This is a genomic window from Alloyangia pacifica (assembly GCF_003111685.1).
GTDB lineage: Bacteria > Pseudomonadota > Alphaproteobacteria > Rhodobacterales > Rhodobacteraceae > Salipiger > Salipiger pacificus_A.
This window is the reverse complement of record NZ_CP022191.1, coordinates 129,559-152,155: the sequence shown is the minus strand read 5'-3', so window position 1 is coordinate 152,155 and position 22,597 is coordinate 129,559. Positions and strand designations below refer to the sequence as shown.

Here is a 22,597-nt window from a genome sequence, read left to right as displayed (position 1 = left end):
CCTTTGGTGTATCGCGTAGGAATTGACGTAGGCGGCACGAATACCGATGCCGTCGTGCTGAAGGGCAATGAGGTCCTTGCAGGGATCAAGGCTTCGACCACCGAGGACGTGACCTCGGGCGTGTTCGAGGCGCTGGAGCAGGTGATCGCGGCCTCGGGCATCGACCGTGCCCGTATCGGCGCGGTGATGATCGGCACCACTCATTTCACCAATGCGGTGATCGAGCGCCGGCATCTCGACCCGGTGGCCGCCATCCGTCTCGGCCTGCCTTCGGGCGCGGGTCTGCCGCCGATGGTCGACTGGCCCGAAGACATCCGCGAGATGGTCGGCAATCACGGCTACCAGGTGAAGGGCGGCTATGAGTTCGACGGCCGTGTCCTGTCGCCACTCGATGAGGACGAGATCCGCAGGATCGCCGGTGAAATCCGCGCGAAGGGCATCCGGGCGGCCTCGGTCACCGGGGTCTTCTCCGGCGTGAACGACACGATGGAGCTGCGCACCCGCGACATCCTGCTGGAAGAATGCCCCGGCCTCAGCGTCGTGCTGTCACGCGACATCGGTCGCCACGGGCTGCTGGCGCGTGAAAGCGCGGCGATCATGAACGCCTCGCTGCTGCGGCTCGCGGACAAGACCGTGCAGGCCTTCGGCCACGCGCTGGAGCAGGCGGGCGTGAAGGCGCCCTTCTTCATCACCCAGAACGACGGCACGCTGATGGCCGCCGACACGGTCCGCGCCTTCCCGGTGCTGACCTTCGCCTCGGGCCCCACCAATTCGATGCGCGGCGCGGCCTTCCTGACCGGCCTCAAGGAGGCGATCGTGGTCGACGTCGGCGGCACCACCTCGGACGTCGGCGCGCTGTCGCACGGCTTCCCCCGGCAGGCCTCTACCTCGGTGGACATCGGCGGGGTCCGCACGAACTTCCGCATGCCCGACGTCTTCTCCATCGGTCTCGGTGGCGGCTCGCTGGTGAAGGGCACGACCGAGAGCGTGGTGATCGGCCCGCAGTCCGTCGGCTACCGTGTCCGCCAGGAGGCGCTGGTCTTCGGCGGCCAGACCCTGACCGCGACCGACATCGCTGTGGCCACCGGCAAGGCCGAGATCGGCGATGCTGCACTGCTGGAAAGCCTCGATCCGAAGCTGGTCGCAGCGGCGGCGGACCGCATGACCGAGATGTTCGAAACCTGCGTCGAGCGGGCGCGCATCTCGGCCGAGCCGGTGCCGGTGATCGCGGTCGGCGGCGGCTCGGTGCTGATGCCCGACCAGATCGGCGATCTGAAGGTGATCCGTCCCGAGAACTTCGCCGTGGCCAACGCGGTGGGCGCGGCGATCGCGCAGATCTCGGGCGAGACCGACCGGATCTTCAGCCTGACCGATGGCGTCACCCGCGACAGCGCTCTGGCCGAAGCCGAGGCGGAAGCCCGGGCTCAGGCCATCGCCGCCGGGGCCGTCGCCGAGACAATCGAGGTGATCGAGCGCGAGGACATGCCCCTCGCCTACCTGCCCGGCAATGCCACCCGCATCCACGTAAAGGTCGTGGGTGAGATGGGTGCCCTCGCAGAAATGGAAGTCGAAAATGCCTGATACCCGTGAGCTGACCTACGATCCCGCCGACCTGTGGGAGCTGACACTCGACGATCTCGAGGCGCTGGAAGTCGGCGCCGGGATCCTCGGCACCGGTGGCGGCGGCAACCCCTACCAGGGCAAGCTGCTGACCCGCGAGGCGATGAAGGCGGGTTACAAGATGACCATCCTCGCCACGGAAAAGATCGCCGATGACGCGCTGTGCATGTCCATCGGCGGCATCGGCGCACCGGTGGTGGGCACCGAGCGGATCCGCGAAGGCCGCGAGGGGCTGCGCTGCCTGCAGGGCATGGAAGAGCTCACCGGTCGCAAGATGGACGCCATCGTCTGCGAGGAGATCGGCGGCGCCAACTCGATGAACCCGCTGGTCACGGCGGCCCTCGGCGGCCTGCCGGTGCTGGATTGCGACGGTATGGGCCGGGCCTTCCCCGAGATGCAGATGACCACCTTCTCGATCTACGGCCACAGCTCGACCCCCTCGGTGATGTGCGACCTGCACGGCAACCGCGTGGTCTTCCAGCACGCGGTCTCCGAGGTGTTCCACGAGCGCATGGCACGGGCCTGCGTGGTGGCGCAGGGCGGGGCGGCAATGTTGGCCACGGCCCCGATGCCGGCGAGCTTCGTGCGCCAGAATGCCATCCCCCAGAGCTACACCAAGGCGATCCGCCTCGGGCGGGCGGTGCTGGACGCGCGCCGCAACGGCGACGATCCGGTCGCGACGGTCTGCGCGCTGGAAGGCGGGCGGCACGTCTTCACCGGCAAGATCACCGACCTGAAGCGCCACCTGCGCGGCGGCTTCGCCGTGGGCGATCTTGAGCTTGGCGGCTTCGACGACTTCCAGGGCCAGACCGCCAGCATCGCGATCCAGAACGAGTTCCTGATCTTCCGCCGCGAGGGCGAGGTCGAGGTGACCGTGCCCGACCTCATCATCGTGCTGGACGTGGACACCGGCTACCCGATCACCACCGAGATGCTGCGCTACGGCCAGCGCATCGCCGTGCTCGCCGTGCCCTGCCACGACCTGCTGCGCTCCGCGCGGGCGCTCGATGTCGTCGGCCCCGCCGCCTTTGGCTACCCCGAGATCCCCTTCGCGCCGCTTGCCCCGCTGGGACAGGCCGCCTGAGACAAAGAAGAAAACCCAACAGGAGTACAACAATGTCTATTCTGGCAAAGAAACGCGGGCTGTCGGCCCTCGCTCTGGCAGCCGTGCTCGGCCTCGGTGCCGCACCCGCCGCCATGGCGCAGGAAAAGGTGTCGACCGTGGTCAACACCATGCAGATCTTCAGCTCGCTCGATCCGGCGAAGGTCACCGACTACACCGGCTACATGGCGGTGGTGAACATGTACGACGGTCTGACCACCGTCGCCCCCTCGGGCGAGATCGTGCCGCATCTGGCGACATCCTGGGACATCTCCGAGGACGGGCTGACCTACACCTTCCACCTGCGTGACGACGTGACCTTCCAGGACGGCTCGGCGCTGAGCGCCTCCGATGCGGTCTGGTCGATCCAGCGCCTGCTGAAGATCAACAAGGGGCCGTCGAACCTGCTCGTCGATCTGATCGCGCCGGAGAACGTCTCCGCGCCCGACGCGACGACGGTCGAGATCAAGCTGAACCGCCCGTTCTCGCCTTTCCTTGCCTCCACACCGATCCTGCTGGTGCTGAACCAGAAGCTGGTCGAGGCAAATGCGACGGCGGATGACGCGCTCGGCGAAGCCTACGTCGGGGACAACTCGGTGGGTTCGGGCCCGTATTCGCTGGTCAGCTACAACCGCTCGGCGGACATGGTGATCGCGCGCAACCCCGACTACTTCCTCGGCTGGGACAAGGGCACACCGATCGACGAAGTGCGCTTCGTGCAGACCTCGGACGACGCCACGGTGCGCGCGCTGGCGGAAAAGGGCGAGCTGGGCCTGTCGTCGCACGGGCTGGGCAACGACACGTTTGAGTCCATCGGCAACATGCCGGGCTACAAGCTGCTGCAGACCCGCACCGCCGGCGGCTTCCAGATCAAGCTGAACACCAAGGTCTACCCGACCGACGACGTGCACGTGCGCCGCGCCATCGCCTATGCGACCGATTACGAGACCATCCAGGAGATCATCTACCCGGGCGTGCCGATGCACGGCCCGCTCTCGGACACCTTCGAGGCCGCGTTCAACACCGAGATCCCGACCGGCGTCTACGACCTGGAGAAGGCCAAGGAAGAGCTGGCGAAATCCAAATACGCGGGCGAGGACATCACGCTGGTCAACAGCTACGTCGCCTCGCTGGCCTTCGAACAGGAAGTGGCGCTGCTGATGCAGGCCAACCTCGCGCAGATCGGCATCACGCTCGACATCCGGCCCGAGCCGTGGAACCGCATCGTCGAACTGGCATCGAACCCCGACACCACCCCGGCCTCGACGCAGGTGAACGTGAGCCCGAGCTACCCGTCGCCGGATTCGATGTTCTTCAACCAGTACCACTCCAAGGCCTCGGGCACTTGGTGGTCGATGGCATGGCTGCAAGACCCGGAAATCGACGCGTTGATCGACCAGTCGCGCGCGCAGACCGACCCGGCCGAGATCAACGCGACCTACAAGGAGTTGCAGCAGTCGATCTACGACCTGCAGACCTCGGTCTGGGCCGTGGCCCCGATGCGCCGCTACGCGGCCAATGCCTGCCTGCAAGGCTACGAGTTCCGTCCCATGCAGAGCTGGGACCTGAACTTCTGGCACTTCACCTGGGAATGCCCGTCGAACTGATCGGTCGCGATCCCTTTGAAACAGCCCGGTCCCGCAGCGCGCGGGGCCGGCACAAGCAAGGCCCAAGGTGGACAGATGCTCCAGGAATTTCCGGAAGAGAATATTGAATCCCTCGCGACCGGCGCGTGGATTCTGGGTACGGGCGGCGGCGGCAACCCCTATCTTTCAACGCTGAACCTCCGCCGCCTCTACGCCGAGGGCGCACGGGTCCAGGTCCTGCAGCCGGACGAGCTGGCGGATGATGACATGGTCGCGGTGGTCTCTGGCATGGGGGCTCCGCTGGTCGGCCAGGAACGGCTGAAGGATCCGCGGCACATGGCCCGGGCGGTCGAGCTGATGGAAGACTACCTCGGCCGTCCGTTCCGGGCGATCATGGCGCTGGAGATCGGCGGCGCCAACGCGCTGTCGCCATTCCTTGCCGCCGCGCTGCTGGGCCGTCCCGTGGTCAACGCCGACTGCATGGGACGCGCCTACCCCGAGGCGCAGATGACCTCCTTCGCGATCGGCGGGCTGTCGATGTTCCCGCTGTCGCTGGTGGACGTGCGCGACAACGAGGTGATCGTCACCCGCGCCGAAAGCTGGAAATGGATGGAGAAGGTCTCGCGCGCGGTCTGCACCGCCGTGGGCTCGACCGCCGCGACCTGCAAGGCACCCCGCACCGGCCGCGAGGTCAAGGACTGGGGCATCCACCACACCATTACCCAGGCGACCGAGCTTGGCCGTGTGGTGCTCGAGGCCCGCGCCCGCCACGACGATCCGGTGGCCGCAGTGCTGGACCATGCCAAGGGCAAGCAGATCTTCCGCGGCAAGATCGTCGACGTGGACCGCACCACCACCGGCGGCTTCCTGCGCGGCAAGACCGTGATCGAGGGCATCGACACGGATCGCGGCGCGACGCTCGAGCTGGCGTTCCAGAACGAATGGGCGGTGGCCTTCCGCAATGGCGCGCCCGTCGCCATGACGCCGGACCTGCTGTGCCTGCTCGACAGCGTGTCGGGAAGCGCCATCGGCACCGAATCCGTGCGCTACGGCCAGCGTGTGAACGTGGTGGCGCTTCCGGCACCCGAGATCCTCACGACGCCCGCGGGCGTGGCGGCGGTCGGTCCGCGCGCTTTCGGCTATGACATTGACTTCAAATCGGTATTCAAATGAAGCGTATTGGCATTGACGTCGGCGGCACCAATACGGATGCCGTGCTGATCGACGGCGACAAGATCACCGCCTCGATCAAGGTTCCCACCACGCAGGACGTGATGTCGGGCGTGAAAGCCGCGCTCGCGCATGTCGCTGCGCATATCGGCGACACGCCGCGTCCGCTTGACGCGGTGATGATCGGCACGACCCATTTCACCAATGCCGTGGTGGAGCGCGCTCGGCTCGAGCGCGTGGCGGCGATCCGCATCGCCCTGCCCACCGGCGCGTCGCTGCCGCCGATGTGCGACTGGCCCGAGGATCTGTATCGCGCGGTCGATCCGATGATCTTCATGGTGCATGGCGGGCACGAATACGATGGCAGCCCGCTGGTGCCGCTGCGCGAGGACGAGATCCGCGAGGCCGCGATGAAGATCCGCGACGCAGGCGTGACCTCGGTGGCGATCTCCGCCACCTTCTCGCCGCTGACCACCGAATGCGAGGACCGCGCGGCCGAGATCGTGCGCTTGATCATCCCCGAGGCGCGGATCACCCTGTCGAACAGCCTTGGCCGGATCGGTCTTCTGGAACGCGAGAACGTCGCGCTGCTGAACGCGGCGCTGCAATCGCTCGGCAAGACCACGGTGCAGGCCTTCAAGACGGCGCTCGCCGAGATCGGGCTCGATGCGCCCTTCTTCCTGACCCAGAACGACGGCACCGTGGCTCTGGCCGATGTGGCGGCGGCGAACCCGGTGTTCAGCTTCGCCTCGGGCCCGACCAACTCAATGCGCGGCGCAGCCTTCCTGACCGGGCTCAGCGATGCCATGGTGGTCGACGTCGGCGGCACGACCTCGGACATCGGCTGCCTGATCGGGGGCTTCCCGCGCGAGGCCAACAACATCGTGCATATCGGCGGCGTGCGGACCTTGTTCCGGATGCCCGACCTGCTGCCCATCGCGCTTGGCGGCGGCACGGTCGTCGATGCCGAGACCGGCGCCATCGGCCCGCGCTCGGTGGGCTATCGCATCCTGCGCGAAGCCCGGGTCTTCGGGGGCCAGACGCTGACCACCTCGGACATCGCGGTGGCCGCCGGGATGATCGAGATGGGCGACCCGTCGTTGGTCAGCGACCTCGATCCGACCTTCGTGCAGGAAACGCTTGCCCGGATGCGCGCCATGGTGGCCGAGAACTTCGACCAGATGAAGACCTCGGCCGAGGACGTGCCGTTGATCGCGGTCGGTGGTGGTGCCTTCCTGATCCCCGATGAGGTGCCCGGCGCCTCCGAGGTGCTGCGGGTCGAAAATGCCGGCGTGGCCAATGCGCTTGGCGCGGCCATGGCGCAGGTGTCGGGCGAGGTCGACCAGGTGTTCTCGGATATGACCCGCGAGCAGGCGCTGGCGGCGGCGGAGACCGAGGCTCGGGCCGCGGCGGTCGCCGCCGGTGCCGATGCCGCGAGCCTGCAGGTTCTCGAGATCGAGGACATCCCCGTCGCCTACCTGCCCGGCGGCGCGCGGCGCGTGCGGGTGCGGGTGATCGGTGATATCTCCTTTGGCTGACGCCCAGGTTGAGGCTTGAGCCGCCCCCGCGCTGATGCCCGGGCGGCTCTGCATGAAGACAGGAAGATGACTATGACGACGATTGCACTGGCCATTCACGGGGGCTGCGGCGTGCTGCCCCTCGACGGCATGAGCCCAGAGGACTGGGCCGAGGCCCGGCGGGATCTGGCGCGCGCGCTCGCCGCGGGCTGGGCGGAACTGACGCAAGGCGGCTCTGCGGTCGCTGCGGTGGAAGCCGCCGTCGTCGTCATGGAAGACAGCCCGCATTTCAACGCCGGACACGGCGCGGCGCTGAACGAGGACGGCATCCACGAGCTTGACGCCTCGATCATGGACGGGGCCACGCTGGAGGCAGGCGCAGTCAGCGCGGCACGTGGCATCCGCAACCCGGTGCGCGCGGCGCGCGCGCTGATGCAGGACGGTCGGGCAGTCTTCCTGACCGGTATTGCGGCTGACAATTTTGCCGCCGGCTCGGGCCTTGAAGTCATGCCGCAGGACTATTTCACCACCGACAAGCGCGTCGAGGCGCTGGCGGCGATGAAGGCGCATGCCGCCGCCGGGACCGAGGCGACCGAGAACGAGAAGCACGGCACGGTCGGCGCGGTGGCGCTCGATGGGGCAGGGCACCTCGCGGCGGCCACCTCGACCGGGGGCTACACCAACAAGCCCGCCGGCCGCGTCGGCGACAGCCCGGTGATCGGCGCCGGCACCTACGCCCGCGACGGGGTCTGCGCCGTCTCCGGCACCGGCAAGGGCGAGTTCTTCATCCGGCATGTGGTCGGGCACGAGATCGCGGCGCGCATGGCTTATCTGCGCGAAGACGTCCGCACGGCGGCCGAGCACGTGGTGCACGTGGACCTCTCGGCCTCGTCGCAGACCACCGGGATCGTCGGCGCGGGGCTGGTGGCGCTGGACGCCTCGGGTCAGGTCAGCACGCCGTTCAACACCGCTGGCATGTTCCGCGGTTGGGTCACCCCCGAGGGCAGGGCCTTCGTGGCGACCCACCAGGACGTCCACGAGGTGCAGCTGTGAGCGAGATGATCCCCGTCTTCGACGGCCACAACGACGCGCTTTCGAAACTGCTGCGCGCCCGTGACGGAGCCGAGGCCCGCTTCCTGACCGGCGCGCCGGGCATGCAGATCGACCTGCCCCGGGCGCAGGCCTCGAAGTTCGCGGGCGGGCTCTGCGCGGTCTGGGTGAGCACCGACGATCAGACGCCGGACGAAAACGGCGACCTGCCACGCGTGCCGCAGGCGTCGGCGCTGCAGCAGACCCTCGCTCAGGCCGCGCTGCTTCATCGCATCGTGCGCCAGTCGGACGGCGCCGTCACGCTCTGCCGCAGCGCTGCCGATATTCGGAGCGCCATGGCCGAGGGCAGCTTTGCTGCCGTGTTCCACATCGAGGGCATCGAGGCCGCGACCGAAGATCTCGACCTGCTGCATGTTCTGCATGCCGCTGGCTTGCGCACGCTTGGCCCGGTCTGGAGCCGCCCCAACATCTTCGCCCATGGCGTGCCCTTCGTGATGGGGCACGAGCCCGACATTGGTGGCGGGCTCACCCCTGCGGGGAAGGATCTTGTCCGGGTCTGCAACGAGCTGGGGATCCTCGTCGACCTGTCGCACCTCAACGACGCCGGGTTCTGGGATGTCGCGCGGATTTCCGATGCGCCGCTGGTCGCCTCGCATTCGAACGCCTTCGCGCTCTGCCCGCACAGCCGCAATGCAACGGACAAGCAACTGGATGCGATCCGCGAGACCGGCGGGCTGATCGGGCTGAATTTCGGGGTGCGCTTCCTTCATCCCGAAGGCGTCCGCGATCCCGAGATGGGCTTTGATGTCATGGTGCGGCACATCGACTACCTCGTCGAGCGTGTCGGCATCGACCACGTGGGCCTCGGCTCGGATTTCGACGGCACCTTCATGTCGCGGCACATCGGGGATGTGGCAGGGGTGCAGCGCCTGCTGGAGGCTCTGCGCGCGGCAGGCTATGGCGAAGAGGAGCTCGCGAAGATCGCCCACCGCAACTGGATCGCGACGCTGGAGCGTACCTGGGGGCAGTGATCCCGGATCGCGCCCCGAAATCCACCGTGGGACCGGCGCCGGAGACGTGTCGGGCGTGCCGCGAGCCCTTTTTGTCGCAGCGCAATTGCTGCAAGACATGCGAGCGGGACCGGGATTGGCAGGCAGGCTCTCCTCCACGCCGCCGTGCGCGCGATCTATGAACGCAAAAAGCCGAAAGACCCTGCAATGAAAGCCGTCTTTTTCGAGAAATTCCGGGAAGCCCCGAAACTGGTCACCGTGGCCGATCCTACGCCGCAAGCGCACGGTGTCGTGCTCAGGGTCATGGCCACCGGGGTTTGCCGCAGTGACTGGCATGGCTGGATGGGCCACGACAGCGACATCGAGCTGCCGCATGTTCCCGGGCACGAGTTGGCGGGCGTGGTCGAGGCCGTGGGCAAGGATGTCGTCACCTGGAAGGTGGGCGACAAGGTGACCGTGCCGTTCATCTGTGGCTGCGGCAGCTGTTCGGAGTGCCACGCGGGGCAGCAGCAGGTGTGCCTGCACCAGGAGCAACCGGGATTCACCCACTGGGGGTCCTTCGCCGAATATGTTGGCATTCACCAAGCGGACCTGAACCTCGTGGCGCTGCCCGAGACCATGGATTTTGCGACCGCGGCGAGCCTCGGCTGTCGCTTCGCGACCTCCTTCCGGGCCGTGATCGACCAGGGCAAGGTCAGCGCCGGGCAATGGGTGGCCGTGCACGGCTGCGGCGGGGTCGGCCTCTCGGCGGTGATGATCGCAGCGGCGGTGGGTGCAAACGTCATCGGCGTCGATCTCGACCCGGCCAAGCTGGCGCTGGCCAAGGATCTTGGTGCCGTGGCCGTCATCGACGGTGCCGAGGCAGATGTGCCCGGGGCAATCCGCGAGATCACGCGCGGTGGCGCGCATGTTTCGCTCGATGCGCTCGGTCACCCGGTGACCATGACCAATTCGATCCTCTGCCTGCGCCCGCGCGGCAAGCACGTGCAGGTTGGGCTGATGCTCGGCGAGCACGCGGCGCCCGCGGTGCCCATGCCCAAGATCGTCGGCCAGGAGATCGAATTGCTCGGCTCTCACGGGATGCAGGCGCATCGCTATGGGGCGATGCTGGACATGGTCGCCAGCGGCAAACTGGACCCGGCGCGGCTGGTGGGGGAGCAGATCAGCCTTGCCGATGCCCCCGAGGCGCTGATGACCATGGACAAGTTCCGATCCGTCGGGGCGACGGTCATCACGCGGTTCTGACGCGGAGCGCGTGCGTTGGGCGAGACACGTGCGCGCAGTGCAACTGGCAAGCCGCGTCGACGACCTTACCACAGGACAGGCGCGGCAACGAAGTGGCGCTTGTGCACCTCCAGCGAAGGGCAGGGGATCGCCCGAGCATCAATCCGAGGCGGCGTCCAGGCCATGCATGGTCCAGGAGATCGGAGAGTTAGCCTCGGGAGCTGGTTGTCCGTGGTGGGAGGGCATCGTCGTTGGAAGAGCCCGTGTTCCGTCCAACCTCGTCAGTGGTCCCAGCGTCATTATAGTTGCCGGGATCGAAGTCCTCAGGGTCAAACCCCTCATCCTCCTCGCCGATCCCTGTGACGTAGGAGGTGCCCGTCTCTTCATCAAACACGAGGCCATAGGTCGCGCGGCCCTCCGATTTGTATCGCAAGTACTCGTGGACGCCCGCGTAGACGAACGCGAGCACGAAGGGCGTCAGGATCAGGGCGGCCAGCAGATGAGCGTCTATGGTGGTCCTCCATTCAGAATTATTTGCAAGACAGAACACGCCAGTCGGCGCGCCAATGTGAACATAGCATCATTTGGAACCGAATTCGAACTCCGGTCGATGGGGCCTGCCCGACGGGGCGGCTTGGGCGCGGCGATCATATCGCTCTCTGTTCGGACGTCTTGAAGGCCCGATGCTTTGCGCGCTTGGCCTAGAGCGTTGGCGATACGACGCGCGTCCGGGATCAGGTCCGGCTCGGAAGGGCCTGAAACTTGCGGCGGGAAAAACTTCGTCCTTTCGGTCTGACTTGCAGCATCTCGCGGCGGCGGTGGCCATCATTTTCGTTTTCCTTGACATTAGGCCGCTTTGGCATGCGTTCTGGCCCAAGATGAGGGGGACCCATGACCGAGGAACCGCTGGCTGACGTCCTCTTGCGCATGGCGCAGGGGGAGCGGGCCGCGCTGCGCAACCTCTATTCCGAAGCCGGCCCGAAACTTTTCGGGGTCTGTCTTCGTATGCTCAAGGACAGGGCCGAAGCGGAAGACGCGTTGCAGGAGATCATGGTCAAGCTGTGGAGCAAGGCGCATCAGTTCGATCCCATGCGCGGCCAGCCGATGTCTTGGATTGTGACCGTCGCGCGCAACCATTGCCTCGATCGCCTGCGGTCGCGCAAGGCCGCGCTGCGACGCGAAGCCGCCCGTTCCAACGATACGGCCATGTTGGAGGTTGCCGACGCCGGGCCGGGGCCGGAAACCCTCGTCGAGATGAAGGACGAGGCGCGGCGCATCGCCGATTGCCTCGCAACGCTCGACACGGATCGTGCCACCGCCATTCGGAGTGCCTATCTTGACGGGCGCAGCTACGACGACATTGCGAGCACCTTCGGGATCCCGCTGAACACCCTGCGCAGCTGGCTGCATCGCGGCCTGCGCAAGCTCAAGGAGTGCATGGACGCATGACCGAAGACGAGACCCCCGATCTCGCGGCGGACTACGTGCTGGGGCTTGCCTCGGCCGAGGATCGCGCGCGGGCCGAGGACCGGATCATCCGCGATCCGGCCTTCGCGCGGGAGGTCGAGATGTGGCAGGCGCGCTTCTCGGAATTGAACGTCGAGTTCGCAGCCATTGAGCCACCTTCCGCCGTGCTGGACCGGGCCGAACACAGGCTTTTCGGGGCGCCCCCGCCGCAGCGCGGCGGCGTGTTCGGCTGGCTGCGTCGGGCAGCCACAGGCCGGGAGGACGGGTCCGGGGTCGCCGCGCAGAGACGTGGAGTTTCAGTTCTTCTCGGGCTGGCCGTGGCGGCGGTTGTGGCGCTCGTAGCGATCTGGGGCGTGCCCCTGTACCGACCCGGCACCCATCTGGCAGAGCTCGCCGCGCCGGACCTGCAGATCGCTGTCCGCGGCGACAGCCAAAGGCTGGTCTTTCGCCGCCTGTCCGATGCACCCGACCCCGAGGGGCGGTCCTATCAGCTGTGGCTGATCCGCGATGGGCAGGTCGCCTCCCTCGGACTGCTCGCCCCGCGCACGACCGAGGTGAGCGCAGAGGTGCGCGCCGGCGATGTGCTGGCGGTCAGCCTGGAGCCGGCGGGGGGATCGCCCGTGGCGGGCCCGAGCGGACCGGTGCTGGCAACAGCGCAGATCCCGAGCCTCTAGCGCCGCGGAACTTTTTCCACGTCTTGGTGCAACGCGGTCAATCGCGCCTTCGTATCCTCTGCAGCCCCGGACGGAACCGGCGCATTCTGGAGGAAACACCATGACCAACATCAACTGCACCGCCGCACTCGCCCTCGGCCTCGTCGCGACCCTTGGCTTTACGGCCCCGACCTTTGCCGCAAACCCGATGGTCGGCGGCGCGCCGATGTACGAATCCAAGAACATCGTCGAGAATGCGGTAAACTCCGCCGATCACACGACCTTGGTCGCCGCGGTTCAGGCCGCCGGCCTGGTCGAGACTCTTCAGGGCCCTGGCCCGTTCACGGTGTTCGCGCCGACAAACGCCGCCTTCGAGATGCTTCCGGCCGGAACGGTGGAGACACTGCTCAAGCCCGAAAACAAGGCGATGCTGACCAAGGTTCTGACGGCGCATGTGCTCGCCGGCGACTGGACCGCCGCGAAGATCGTGCAGAAGGCACGGGCGAGCTCTGACGGGCTGGCGAACTTCACGACCGTTTCGGGCGACGCGTTGTCCGCACGCATGAAGGACGGGATGCTCTATATCTATGATGAAAGCGGCACGGTTGCCCGGGTGACGATCGCCGATGTCGATCAGTCGAATGGTGTGATCCACGTGGTCGACCACGTGCTGGTGCCCAAGTAAGCGCGCCTAGGACAATGGCGCCCGCGGCCTCATGCGTGCCGCGGGCGCATGCCACCCTGCCTCTTGGCCAAACGGACAGGCGCGCGGCGCTCTTTTTTTCGTCGCTGGCGGGCGAACGACCGCAGACCAACCGTGGCAAACGCTGTTGGACCCCGCCCGCACCCTACGCGGCTTTCAGAAATGCTCTTGGAGCCGGGCATGGAATGGATGCTGCTGGGCTCCGCGCAGCCGTACGCCGGCACCTGGCCGACAAAAGCACTCCAAAATAAAATTTGTCCCAGATGCATCCAAACGGGCCCGGGCCCGAGTCCTAGGGGTATCGAGCCCGCGGACTGGCCGCGCTCGCGACCTGAGGAGACCAACGATGCACAAGACATTTTCCGCCCTGACCCTGCTGCTGACCACCTCTGCCGCCACCGGCGCGCTGGCCGATGATCATGGCGCGATGACCGCGATCGGGCTCAGCGGAGACAAGATGCTGCACGTGATCGACACGAGCTCTGCCAAGGTGACGGAGTCCATGGAAGTCACCGGCGTCGACCGGCTTCTGGGCATCGACCTGCGCCCCTCGAACGGGCAGCTGATCGGCGTCACCGACACCTTCGAGATCGTGGAGATCGACCCCGAGACCGGGGCCGCCACCGTGATCTCGACCATGGACAAGGAGCTGCCGATCGAAGGCGATGCGCCTGTGATCGTCGACTTCAACCCGATGGCCGACAAGCTGCGCTTCATGTCGGGCACCACCAACCACCGCGTCGACATCGAAAGCGGTGCCGTGACGGTGGACGGCTCGCTGGCCTTCGAGGAGGCCGACATGCATGCGGGCGAGGGCCCGGCCATCGTCGCCGCGGCCTATATCAACAGTTTCGGCAAGCCCGAGAGTACCGCGATGTATGACATCGACAGCACCATCGTCGCGCTGATCCAACAGACTTCACCCAATGACGGCACGCTGGCGGCGGTCGGCAAGCTGGGCATCGACGGCGCGGATCACTATGCCTTCGATATCGCCACCGATGCCGAGGGCACCAACACCGCCTGGCTCGTGGCCGCGGGTCAGTTGCACACCGTCTCGCTCGAGGATGGCTCCGTGCAGGAAAGCTGGGATATCGAGGGCGCTGACGGCGCGATGCTGCGCGACATCACCTTCATGACCGCGGAGATGTGAGGCGTCTCGAGACGTCCATGTCGGGCGCAGGCTGCATGCCTGCGCCCGACTCGAAGGGGTCACGCAAATCGGCAACGTCTCATCGCGCATCCCGCCCTGCCATCTTGTGCAAATTGACAGGCCCGCAAACGGTCTCTAGCCGTAGGTCCATCGCCGCAACGCAAGAGGGCGGCACAGGGAGAGCAGGTAGTCACGTGACGGATCATGCAGCCTTGATCAGGGCCTGCGCCGGGGGCGACAAATCCGCCCTGCGCGGGATCATGACGGCGGAGGGTGGGCGCATGCTCGGTGTCGCGCGTCGCATGCTGGGCCGGATCGACCTTGCCGAGGACGCGGTGCAGGAGGCTCTCGTGCTGGTCTGGCGCCGGGCGCATCAGTTCGACGAGAGCCGGGGCAGCGCCAAGGGCTGGCTCTACACCATCCTGCGCAACCGCTGCCTGACCATGCTGCGCAGCGAGGACCGTGAAATGCCGACCGAACCGCAGGCCATCGACCGGGCCTCCGAGGGCGCCCTGGTCGATGCGGCCTTCGACCGGCTGCCCACGACGGCCGATCTGCGCGGCTGTCTGGAGGGGCTTGATGAGGCGACACGGCGTGCAATCCTGTCCTCCTACGTGCTTGGGCACAGCCACGGCGAGATCGCCGGGCGGCTGGCAACGCCGCTGGGCACGGTGAAGGCACGTATCCGCCGCGGCCTTCTCAAGCTGAGGGAGTGTCTGTCATGACGGAGCGTTCTCTTGACCTGCTGATCGACGAGGTCGTGCTCGGGCTCGCCTCGGAGGCGGATACCGCGCGGCTGGAGGAACTTGCCGCGCGCGATCCCGAGGTGGCGGCGCGGCTTGCACGGGCGCGTGACCGCTTCGCCCCGCTCGACGAGACCGCCGAGGAGCATCCGCTGCCGGACGGTTTCTGGGAGCGTCTCGCGCCCCGGCTGGATCTCCCCGATGAAACGTCGCCCCGCCCGGAGCCTGGAACGGCTGGCGCCGAGGTGATCGAGCTTGCGCCGCTGCGCGCGCGCCTGAACCGCTGGCGCAGCGCGGCCGTGACCGGGATAGCCGCCAGCCTGCTGCTGGCCGGACTGCTCGGCTGGTCGCTGCTTTCGCCCTCTGACCCCTTGGTCGTGGCGGTGCTGCTGGATGACCGCGGCGAAGCCATCGCGCTTGTCGAAAGCGGCCCGGACAACACCACCCGCGTGACCCTGCTCGAGCGGCCCGACGTGCCCACCGGCCAGGTGATGCAGGTCTGGACCAAGCCCGAAGAAGATGGCCCGCCCGTTTCGCTGGGTCTGCTCTCCACTGGCCTGTCACGCGTGTTGAGCATAGAAGGCCTGCCCGAGCCGCATCCGGCGCAGCTCTACGAGATCACCTTCGAGCCCGCTGGCGGCTCGCCGACCAACCTTCCGACCGGACCCATCCTCGGCAAGGGGCTGGCCAAGGCACCGGTGACCTAAGAAGGCGGGATCGGTGCCTGCGTGGCCGTTCGGCTTGGGAAGCACCGCAAGGAGATTTTCGGGGAACGTCGTGGTCCTTGCGCCCGGGCAGGTGTCCTCCATGGCCTCGGGATCGAAGCGGAATGCGGTCGCCGGGAAAGCTCCCCTGACCTGTGACGAACTCACAGGAGGCCAACCTGAGCTCCGGGCACCAGGCTCTCCGCACCTATCCGTGCCCGCGCCGCCTCACTCCGAAACCGGCGGTCCGCGCGACTCAATCCCGCGGGTGGCCCGCTGCGAGTTCGACAATTTCCTCGGTGATCTCTTCCTGCCGCAGCCGCCTTGCGGTGCCGACGAGGGCATCCAGCGTCTCCGAGACGTTGTCCTGCGCCGAGATCATCGCCCGCATGCGGGCGACATTCTCGGCGACGAAGGCCAGCATCACCGCCTCGAGAAGTTCGGCGACGATATATTCCTCCACCAGCCGGGCGAGCAGCCGGTCCGCGGGCAAGGTGATCCTCGGCGAGACCTGCGCGGCGGGTGGCGGGAACCGGGCGTAGTCGAAGGGCAGCACGCGCCGGGTCACGATCTCGATGCTTCCGGTGCCGACCGGAATGGCGTGGACGACCGTGACATGGGTGATCTCGGCCGAGGCCAGCATGCCAAGAAGCGCGTCGGCGAGGCGCGAGACCAATGGCCCCGCCTGCGCCGGGTGGGCGATCATCGCATCGCTCCAATGCGGCGGGTGATGCCGCTCGCCGGCGATCAGCACGCCTCGGTCGCCGACGAGAAAAAGGACGTGCGGCGCGTTCAGCAGGGATGCGGCCGCGTCGAAGACCTGCTCGTTGTAAGTGCCTGCGAACCCCTGCTCGGCGGCCATGAGGATGACCGCGTGGCGCTGGCTCGCCTGCACATGCGCCCCCGCGCTCGCGGCAGAGGGCAGGAGGACCAGCGCCTCGGCGATGGCGTCTCCGATGGTCTCGGCATAGGCGCGGATCGCGGCGACGTGTTGCGTGGCGTCCTGCACCCGCGCACTGGCGATGCCGCGCATCGCGCCGATGACCGCGCCCAGCTTGCGGACCGAGCCGATCCGCCCTTTGACTTCGGCGAGCCGGCCGGTCACTGCACCTCTCCGCCGCGGGCCATGTCCTTGACGAGTGCCGCCACGGCCGCGACAAGCGCGGCCCTCGGCGCCGCGTCCAACCGGCCCGAGGCGCGCACGGATGACACCTCATCCCCGGCGGTGCCCTCGAGCCAGCCTGGCAGGCGGCGGCGCAGTTCGGGGATCCGCGCTGGCGAGACACCGTCCAGCACGCCGCCCGCCAGCGCGGCGAGGATCGCCACTTGCCCGACCATCGATAGCCCCGAGAAGCGCGGCTGGGTCAGCAGCGCGCGGATGCGCTTGCCGCGCTCGATCCGGCCCTGCACGCGCGCGTTGGGGACGCCGCCGAAACGGGTGAACATCTCGAGTTCCTGAAATTGCGCGTAGTCGAGCCGTACCCGCCCCGAGACCTGCCGCAGCGAGGGCCATTGCGCCTTGCCCCCGACGCGGCTGACCGAGAGGCCGACGTCGACCGCCGGGCGGTGGCTGGCAGCGAAGAGGGTGGTGTCGAGAACGATCTGACCATCGGTGATCGAGATCAGGTTGGTCGGGATATAGGCCGAGAGATTGCCGGCGTCGGTCTCGGCGATTGGCAGCGCGGTCAGTGATCCGCCGCCGAGCTCGGGCGAGAGCTTGGCGGCGCGTTCGAGCAGCCGCGCGTGCAGATAGAAGATGTCTCCCGGATAGGCCTCGCGGCCCGGCGGCTCACGGGTCAGCAGCGCCAGTTCGCGGTGTGTCGCGGCGTGGCGCGTGAGATCGTCGAGAACGATCAGCGCGTGTTGGCCGCGGTCGCGGAAATACTCAGCGATGGTCATGCCGGCGAAGGGGGCGATCCATTGCAGGCCCGGGCTGGTTGCGGCGCCGCCCACGACGTAGACGCAGCGCTCGGGCGCGCCGTGGCGGTGCACCGCTTCGATCACCCGCTGCACCGCCGCGGCGGGCTGGCCGATGGCGACGTAGACGCAGATCACGTCGCTTTCGCGCTGGTTGATGATCGCATCGACGGCGAGCGAGGTCTTCCCCGTGGCTCGGTCGCCGACAATGAGCTCGCGCTGGCCGCGGCCGATCGAGAACAGGCTGTCGACGACCAGCACGCCGGTTTCGAGCGGCTCGGTCACCTCGCTGCGGTCGATGATAGCCGGGGCCGGACGTTCGATCGGCAGCGTCGGCCAGCTTGGCAGGGGTGCCCCGTCGTCGAGCGGGCGGCCCAGCGGGTCGATCACCCGGCCCAGCAGGGCCTCGCCCACCGGAACCTCGAGCACGCCGCCCGTGTCGATCACCCGCTGCCCGGCCTCGATCGCGCTGGCGTCGTCGCAGATCACCACGTCGATCTCGCTGATCCCGAGGCTGTGGGCAAACCCGAGCTGTCCGCCCTCGAACCGGACCAGCGCGCCGAGCGCGATGTCGGGCAGGCCCGACACCTGCGCGATGCCGTCCGCCACGCGCTCAACCCGGCCGACGGCAAGCGACTCGGGGGCCAGTGGCGTGGCAGCGACGGCGGCGCGGCTCCGCGCCAGCCAGTCGGCGGCGGCATCGCGGTCAGCCATCTCGCGCGACCTCCTGCGCGATCCGTTCAAGGTCGGCACGGATCGAGTTGCGGACGATGGCGTGCGGCGTGTCGAGTTCCAGCCCGGCAATCAGGGTCGCGTCGGTCTCGAAGCGCAGCGCGACCGGGCGACCGAGAACCGCGGCGAGACGCTCCGACACCAACGCCTGCTCGTCACCGCCGAGCGGCCCGGCGGCATGCAGCACAGCGGGGCCGTCGCGGCCGATCCTGTCGCGCGTCATCTGTGGCAGCTTCGCCACCGCCACCGCCAGTCCCTCGACAAAATCCCCCGTCCGCGCTCCGCCCGGCAGCCGCCCGAGCAACCGCTCGGTCATGTCGACGGCCAGCGCGGCGGCCTCGGCCTGCCAGTGCTGCGCCTCGGTCTCACGCAGGCGCGACAGCTCGGCCTCGGTCTCGGCGCGCGCCTTTTCAGCGCTCTTCCGGGCCTCTGCCAGCATCGCGCTCTCCTGCTTCGCCGCCTCCTCCTGGGCGGCGGCAATCATATCCGCGCGCGCTGCGGCGACTGCGTCGCGCTCCGTCTGCGCTTGAGCCAGCGCCGCCTCGGCCTCTTTGCGCGCCGCCTCCGCCTCGTCGAGCGCGGCATGGGCCGTCGCCTGCCGCTCGGTGATGATCCGGCTCACCGGACGGAACAGGAAGCGGGCCAGCAGCCACACGAGCACCAGCGCGTTCACGGTCTGCAACATGAAGGTCCACCAGTCGAAGTTCACGGGCGATCCTGTCAGACGAAGGGATTGGCGAAGAGGACCAGCAGCGCGATCACCAGCGTGTAGATCGCCATGGTCTCGATCATCGCGAGACCGACGAAGAGCGTCCGGCTGAGCGTGCCGGCCGCCTCGGGCTGGCGCGCGATCGCGTCCATCGCCGCGGCCACCGCCCGGCCCTCGGCCAGCGCCGGGCCGATCGCTCCGAAGCTGACGGCCAGCGCTGCCGCGAGAATCGAGACGATTTCGATCAGGTTCCCTGTCATTGCGGAATTTCCTCTTTTTCTGAAGGTGCTGCGGGGCGGTCCTCGCCAACAGCGGCCCCGATGAAGACGGTGGCGAGCACCGCGAAGATGTAGGCCTGCACGGCGCCGGTGAGCAAATCGAGCGCCATGAGCGGGATCGGCACGAAGAGCCCGGCGAGCGAGAGCACGATGCCCACGACGAAGACCCCGCTCATCACGTTGCCGAAGAGCCGGACGACGAGCGAGAAGCTGCGGGTGATCTGCTCGACCACATTGAGCGGGATCATCACCCATGAGGGCTCGGCGAAGGTGGCGAGGTAGCCCTTCGCGCCGCGGATGCGGATGCCGAAATAGACAGTGGCGACCAGCACGATGGCGGCCAGCGCGGCATCGGTCTCGAGATGCGCGGTGGGCGGCTCGACCCCCGGGATCAGCGCGCTCCAGTTCGCGACCAGCACGAAGAGGAAGATCGTCCCGATCAGCGGGCGGAAGGCGACGGGATCGCGCTGCATCGTATCGCGCAGCTGGTCATCGATCACCCCGACGAAAAGCTCGAGCACCGTCTGGGTCTTGCCCGGAAGCAGGCTCAGCCTGCGGGTTGCGAGGATGGCGAAAAGCGTGAGCCCCGCCATGATCGCCCAGGTCACCACCACAGGTTTGCTGATCCCGACAGGGCCGATCTGGAACAGCGTGTCGAGTTGCAGCGGGTTCTCCATCACCCGGACTCCCGGCTGCACCGCAGCACCACCGCGCGGCCGATCAGAAGCCCCAACGCACCCGCGAGCAGCGGCGTCGCCCCGGCCCGGGCCAGCAGCACGAAGAGCCCGATCAGAAACGCGAAGCGCGCCAGCTGCAGCGTCAGCGCGCGCCAGACCGGCCCGCCCGAGAGATAGAGCGCCGACACCCGCCGCAGGCTGGAAAAGTGGAAGAGCCCCAACGCCAAGCCCGCCAGCAACGCGGCAAGGCCGAACGGGAGCGGATGTACCTCGATCAGGCTGGTCATTGGCGGTGCATCCATTTCCAGGCGGCGTGCAGGCCGATGGCCGCGCCGATGAAGATTGCCGGGGCGGAAAAGAAGATCCCGGTGCCGAAGTGCCGGTCGGCCAGTCGGCCCAGCACAATCCCCAGCAGGATCGGCGTGACGATGGCCCAACCAAGGATGCCGATCTGCCCCATGCGGCTGCCGAAGGAGGGTTCGGGGGTCTCGCGGGCCAGCTTCTCACGGTGAGCAGAGCGGCGCGCGGCATCGGCAGTGTGATCGGTCTCTTCGTCCCTGTCCGCCGCCATCACGAGACCTCCCCGTCGCGGCCCGACAGGTGCGGGGGATGGTCGAAGGCGCCCGGCCGGTCGGGGCGCAGGTAGCGAATGATCTGGCGCACGGCGCGGGAATGCAGCCGGGTCTGCTCGATTCGCGCGCTGCGCTCGGACTCGCTGTCGCGCTCCCGCAGCTCGGCCACCCGCGCGACCAGCCCCGCGAGATCGTCGCCGAGCACCCCCTCGCGGCAAGAAATGGCAATCTCGGTTCCGCCCGAGACCGTCAGGACCCCCGCCCTGAGCGCGCAGAACCGCAGCCTGTCCTGCGTGTCGCGCCAGCGCACCACCGAGGCGGGAAGGACGGTGAGATAGTCGACATGTCCCGGCAGAATGCCGAAGCCGCCGCTCTCGTCCTCGGCTCGGAGTCCGCGGACGTCCGGCGCGTCGACCAGCGCCTCGAGCGGTGTGGTGATCCTCAGATGCAGCCCCCGGGTCATGCCGCCTGCCCCTTGCGCGCGGCCTCTTCCTTCGCCCGAGCCTCCTCGAAGGTGCCGACCATGTAGAGCGAGCCCTCGTCCCAGTCGTCGGCCTCGCCCGCGAGGATCGCCCTGCAGCCCGCCAGCGTGTCTGCGATCGCCACCGAGCGCCCCTCGATGCCGGTGAAGGCCTCGGTCACGGCGAAGGGTTGGGTGAGGAAGCGCTCCAAGCGCCGCGCGCGCTCGACCGCTTGGCGCTGCTCGCGGCCCAGTTCCTCGACCCCGAGCAGCGAGATCACGTCCTGCAGCTCGCGGTAGTGCTCGATGGTCCGGCGCACCTGGTTGGCGATGCCGACATGCTCCTCGCCGAGCGCCAGCGGATCGAGCAGGATCGAGGTCGAGGCGATCGGGTCGACCGCCGGGTACATGCCATCGGCCGCCATGGCCCGGCTCAGCACCACAGTGCTGTCGACATGCGAGGCGATGGTGGTCACCGCCGGATCGGTGAAATCGTCGGCGGGCACGTACACCGCCTCGATCGCAGTGATCGCGGCGCTGCCGCGCCCGGCGATACGCTCCTGCAGCTCGGCGACCTCCGTGGCAAGAGTCGGCTGATAGCCCACGCGGCTGGCCATACGGCCAAGCAGCCCCGAGACCTCGGAGCCCGCCTGCACGAAGCGAAAGACATTGTCCATGAGAAGCAGGACGTTGCGGTGCTGCTCGTCGCGGAAATGCTCGGCGATGGCAAGCGCGGACATAGGAACGCGCCAGCGTGCCCCGGGCGGCTCGTTCATCTGGCCGTAGACCAGTACGGTGCGCCCCAGCACCCCGGCGGCGGTCATGTCCGAGAGCATCTCGTGCCCCTCGCGCGAGCGCTCGCCGACCCCGCAGAAAACCGAGATGCCCTCGTAGCGCGCCACCATGGCGTGAATGAGTTCCATCACCAACACCGTCTTGCCGACCCCCGCCCCGCCGAACATCGCCGCCTTGCCGCCCTGCGAGAGCGGCGCCAGCAGGTCGACGACCTTGATCCCAGTGCGGAAGATATCGTGGTTGCCCGATTGCGCGACCAAGGGTGGCGGCGCGTTGTGGATCGGCCGCCGCGGCGTGTCCGCGGGCAGCGGGCCGCCGCGGTCGCCGATGCTGCCGGTGATGTCGAGCAAGCGGCCGAGCACCGCATCGCCCACCGGCACCGAAACCGCCCCTCCCAGAGCCCGCACCAGAGCCCCGCGGCGCAGCCCGGTGGTCGGACGCAGCGCGATGGCCCGGGCCGTGCAGCTGTCGAGATGCGCCTGTACCTCGGCGACGAAGGGCGGCCCGTCACCCGCCGCGATCTCGACCGCGTCGGTGATCGCCGGCAGCGTGCCAGCCGGAAACAGTATGTCGAGCACCGCCCCGCGGATCGCGACGACTCGAGCACCGTCTTTCGCTGTCGGTTCCACTCACCCGCTCTCCCTCTGCGAGCCCCTGACGGCACGAGACTACTCGCTTCCGCGCGGCGCCACAGGATCCAGATCAAATTGCGGTTGTTCCCCCGACAACGCGCGCGCGGGGGCCTGTGCGGGCAA

At 68.0% G+C, this 22,597-nt stretch carries 24 protein-coding genes; 15 read left to right on the top strand and 9 right to left on the bottom strand.

The features are described from left to right. Window positions 1-6 precede the first annotated feature (6 nt). The 15 genes from CEW88_RS19900 to CEW88_RS19830 all read left to right on the top strand — a co-directional run bounded on the left by CEW88_RS19900 (window position 7) and on the right by CEW88_RS19830 (window position 15,705). On the top strand, window positions 7-1,581 hold the full coding sequence (locus CEW88_RS19900; RefSeq protein ID WP_108970401.1) for a hydantoinase/oxoprolinase N-terminal domain-containing protein: 1,575 nt from the start codon (window positions 7-9) through the stop codon (window positions 1,579-1,581). Beyond that, window positions 1,574-2,704 carry a DUF917 domain-containing protein gene (locus CEW88_RS19895; protein ID WP_108970115.1) on the top strand — a complete coding sequence of 377 codons (1,131 nt, stop codon included), beginning with the start codon at window positions 1,574-1,576 and terminating at the stop codon, window positions 2,702-2,704. The genes CEW88_RS19900 and CEW88_RS19895 overlap by 8 nt, the downstream gene beginning before the upstream one ends. A 32-nt stretch (window positions 2,705-2,736) precedes the next feature. Next, on the top strand, window positions 2,737-4,329 hold the full coding sequence (locus tag CEW88_RS19890) for an ABC transporter substrate-binding protein (protein WP_108970114.1): 1,593 nt from the start codon (window positions 2,737-2,739) through the stop codon (window positions 4,327-4,329). 75 nt (window positions 4,330-4,404) lie between these two features. After that, entirely contained in the window at window positions 4,405-5,481 is a 1,077-nt protein-coding gene (locus tag CEW88_RS19885) for a DUF917 domain-containing protein (RefSeq protein WP_108970113.1), read from the top strand. Then, window positions 5,478-7,016 (top strand): hydantoinase/oxoprolinase N-terminal domain-containing protein, encoded by a 1,539-nt coding sequence (locus tag CEW88_RS19880; protein WP_108970112.1) that lies wholly within the window; start codon window positions 5,478-5,480, stop codon window positions 7,014-7,016. Before CEW88_RS19885 ends, CEW88_RS19880 begins: the two co-directional genes overlap by 4 nt. A gap of 72 nt (window positions 7,017-7,088) precedes the next feature. Next, window positions 7,089-8,048 (top strand): isoaspartyl peptidase/L-asparaginase family protein, encoded by a 960-nt coding sequence (locus tag CEW88_RS19875; protein ID WP_108970111.1) that lies wholly within the window; start codon window positions 7,089-7,091, stop codon window positions 8,046-8,048. A 5-nt stretch (window positions 8,049-8,053) separates the two neighbouring features. Further along, on the top strand, window positions 8,054-9,076 hold the full coding sequence (locus CEW88_RS19870) for a dipeptidase (RefSeq protein ID WP_108970400.1): 1,023 nt from the start codon (window positions 8,054-8,056) through the stop codon (window positions 9,074-9,076). 186 nt (window positions 9,077-9,262) lie between these two features. Then, window positions 9,263-10,300, top strand: a complete 1,038-nt coding sequence (locus CEW88_RS19865; protein ID WP_108970110.1) for a zinc-dependent alcohol dehydrogenase family protein — start codon at window positions 9,263-9,265, stop codon at window positions 10,298-10,300. A 166-nt stretch (window positions 10,301-10,466) separates the two neighbouring features. Next, complete coding sequence (locus CEW88_RS25265; protein WP_159099689.1) at window positions 10,467-10,955, top strand: hypothetical protein; 489 nt, start codon at window positions 10,467-10,469, stop codon at window positions 10,953-10,955. Between the two features lie 215 nt (window positions 10,956-11,170). Then, window positions 11,171-11,728: a sigma-70 family RNA polymerase sigma factor gene (locus tag CEW88_RS19855; RefSeq protein ID WP_108970109.1), complete on the top strand. Its 558-nt coding sequence runs from the start codon at window positions 11,171-11,173 to the stop codon at window positions 11,726-11,728. Beyond that, entirely contained in the window at window positions 11,725-12,420 is a 696-nt protein-coding gene (locus CEW88_RS19850; RefSeq protein WP_108970108.1) for an anti-sigma factor, read from the top strand. The genes CEW88_RS19855 and CEW88_RS19850 overlap by 4 nt, the downstream gene beginning before the upstream one ends. A 100-nt stretch (window positions 12,421-12,520) precedes the next feature. Then, entirely contained in the window at window positions 12,521-13,084 is a 564-nt protein-coding gene (locus CEW88_RS19845) for a fasciclin domain-containing protein (protein ID WP_108970107.1), read from the top strand. A 364-nt stretch (window positions 13,085-13,448) separates the two neighbouring features. Next, complete coding sequence (locus CEW88_RS19840; RefSeq protein ID WP_108970106.1) at window positions 13,449-14,255, top strand: DUF4394 domain-containing protein; 807 nt, start codon at window positions 13,449-13,451, stop codon at window positions 14,253-14,255. Window positions 14,256-14,515: 260 nt separating this feature from the next. Beyond that, window positions 14,516-14,980, top strand: coding sequence for a sigma-70 family RNA polymerase sigma factor (locus CEW88_RS19835; RefSeq protein WP_193989107.1), 465 nt, complete (start codon window positions 14,516-14,518; stop codon window positions 14,978-14,980). After that, entirely contained in the window at window positions 14,977-15,705 is a 729-nt protein-coding gene (locus tag CEW88_RS19830; protein WP_108970104.1) for an anti-sigma factor, read from the top strand. Before CEW88_RS19835 ends, CEW88_RS19830 begins: the two co-directional genes overlap by 4 nt. A 253-nt stretch (window positions 15,706-15,958) precedes the next feature. On the opposite strand, the gene CEW88_RS19825 is transcribed toward CEW88_RS19830, so the two are convergent. The 9 genes from CEW88_RS19825 to atpD are packed head-to-tail and all read right to left on the bottom strand — an operon-like array spanning window position 15,959 to window position 22,471. Beyond that, the gene (locus tag CEW88_RS19825; protein ID WP_108970103.1) at window positions 15,959-16,807 is read right to left on the bottom strand and encodes a F0F1 ATP synthase subunit gamma; all 849 of its coding nucleotides are present in this window, start codon (window positions 16,805-16,807) and stop codon (window positions 15,959-15,961) included. Next, the gene (locus tag CEW88_RS19820; RefSeq protein WP_108970102.1) at window positions 16,804-18,333 is read right to left on the bottom strand and encodes a F0F1 ATP synthase subunit alpha; all 1,530 of its coding nucleotides are present in this window, start codon (window positions 18,331-18,333) and stop codon (window positions 16,804-16,806) included. Before CEW88_RS19820 ends, CEW88_RS19825 begins: the two co-directional genes overlap by 4 nt. Further along, window positions 18,326-19,060: a F0F1 ATP synthase subunit delta gene (locus CEW88_RS19815; RefSeq protein ID WP_108970101.1), complete on the bottom strand. Its 735-nt coding sequence runs from the start codon at window positions 19,058-19,060 to the stop codon at window positions 18,326-18,328. The genes CEW88_RS19820 and CEW88_RS19815 overlap by 8 nt, the downstream gene beginning before the upstream one ends. Window positions 19,061-19,071: 11 nt before the next feature. Next, on the bottom strand, window positions 19,072-19,320 hold the full coding sequence (locus CEW88_RS19810; RefSeq protein ID WP_108970100.1) for a F0F1 ATP synthase subunit C: 249 nt from the start codon (window positions 19,318-19,320) through the stop codon (window positions 19,072-19,074). Next, window positions 19,317-20,015 (bottom strand): F0F1 ATP synthase subunit A, encoded by a 699-nt coding sequence (locus CEW88_RS19805; protein WP_193989106.1) that lies wholly within the window; start codon window positions 20,013-20,015, stop codon window positions 19,317-19,319. Before CEW88_RS19805 ends, CEW88_RS19810 begins: the two co-directional genes overlap by 4 nt. Beyond that, window positions 20,015-20,302 (bottom strand): N-ATPase subunit AtpR, encoded by a 288-nt coding sequence (locus tag CEW88_RS19800; protein ID WP_159099688.1) that lies wholly within the window; start codon window positions 20,300-20,302, stop codon window positions 20,015-20,017. The genes CEW88_RS19805 and CEW88_RS19800 overlap by 1 nt, the downstream gene beginning before the upstream one ends. After that, complete coding sequence (locus CEW88_RS19795) at window positions 20,299-20,586, bottom strand: AtpZ/AtpI family protein (protein WP_108970097.1); 288 nt, start codon at window positions 20,584-20,586, stop codon at window positions 20,299-20,301. The genes CEW88_RS19800 and CEW88_RS19795 overlap by 4 nt, the downstream gene beginning before the upstream one ends. Then, a complete protein-coding gene (locus CEW88_RS19790; protein WP_108970096.1) occupies window positions 20,586-21,050 on the bottom strand; it encodes a F0F1 ATP synthase subunit epsilon in 465 nt (154 codons plus the stop codon). The genes CEW88_RS19795 and CEW88_RS19790 overlap by 1 nt, the downstream gene beginning before the upstream one ends. Further along, a complete protein-coding gene (atpD, locus tag CEW88_RS19785; RefSeq protein ID WP_108970095.1) occupies window positions 21,047-22,471 on the bottom strand; it encodes a F0F1 ATP synthase subunit beta in 1,425 nt (474 codons plus the stop codon). Before atpD ends, CEW88_RS19790 begins: the two co-directional genes overlap by 4 nt. Window positions 22,472-22,597 lie beyond the last annotated feature (126 nt).